The organism is Flavobacterium aquatile LMG 4008 = ATCC 11947 (assembly GCF_000757385.1).
Taxonomy (GTDB): Bacteria; Bacteroidota; Bacteroidia; order Flavobacteriales; family Flavobacteriaceae; genus Flavobacterium; species Flavobacterium aquatile.
In genome coordinates this window covers 1-948 of record NZ_JRHH01000007.1, presented here as the reverse complement: position 1 = coordinate 948, position 948 = coordinate 1, and the positions used below count along the sequence as shown (strand labels likewise).

Below are 948 nucleotides of genomic sequence, written 5' to 3'. Positions count from 1 at the left end.
ACACCAGCAGGAAGGCTAGAGTCTACGTAAGTTCCATCTTTTAATAATTGAATACTTGGGTTAGCAGGTAAATCCGTTGACGTACAAGTAGGACAACCAACTACAGGCTCACAAGTAGTACAAGGAGTTGGGTCAGAAGAGTCATCAGTTACAGGAGGTCCAGAAGGAGGAGTTCCAGTAGCAGTTGCTAAGTTGTTTACTTGACCAGAAAAAACCAGCATCGATATCAGCTTGAGTTACTGTGTAAACAGCAGTAAACGTTGTTGAGTCAGACGCACCAACAGCAAGCGTTGGAATTGGTCCACCCACTACAGTTACAAGTGGATCGGTTACTGTTACGTTAGTAAGAGTTACGTTACCAGTATTAGTTACTGTAAATGCATATGTAATGGTGTCACCTACAGATACACCAGCTGGAAGGCTAGAGTCTACGTAAGTTCCATCTTTTAATAATTGAATACTTGGGTTAGCAGGTAAATCCGTTGACGTACAAGTAGGACATCCAACTACAGGCTCACAAGTAGTACAAGGAGTTGGGTCAGAAGAGTCATCCGTCACAGGAGGTCCAAAAGGAGGTGTTCCAGTAGCTGTTGCTAAGTTGTTCACTTGTCCAGCATCGATATCAGCTTGAGTTACTGTGTAAACAGCAGTAAACGTAGTTGAGTCAGAAGCACCCACAGCAAGTGTTGGAATTGGTCCACCCACTACAGTTACAAGTGGATCAGTTACTGTTACGTTAGTAAGAGTTACGTTACCAGTATTAGTTACTGTAAATGCATATGTAATGGTGTCACCTACAGATACACCAGCTGGAAGGCTAGAGTCTACGTAAGTTCCATCTTTTAATAATTGAATACTTGGGTTAGCAGGTAAATCCGTTGACGTACAAGTAGGACATCCAACTACAGGCCCACAAGTAGTACAAGGAGTTGGGTCAGAAGAGTCATC

At 42.9% G+C, this 948-nt stretch carries 2 protein-coding genes; both read right to left on the bottom strand.

What is annotated here, in order from left to right; all coding sequences use genetic code 11:
• Nucleotides 1-221, bottom strand: a 221-nt coding sequence (locus LG45_RS16540) for a hypothetical protein (protein WP_165570827.1), incomplete at its 3' end; no start/stop codon positions are given.
• A partial coding sequence (locus LG45_RS15935) for a DUF7507 domain-containing protein (protein ID WP_035129229.1) occupies nt 145-948 on the bottom strand: 804 nt, incomplete at its 5' end. The genes LG45_RS15935 and LG45_RS16540, both read right to left, overlap by 77 nt.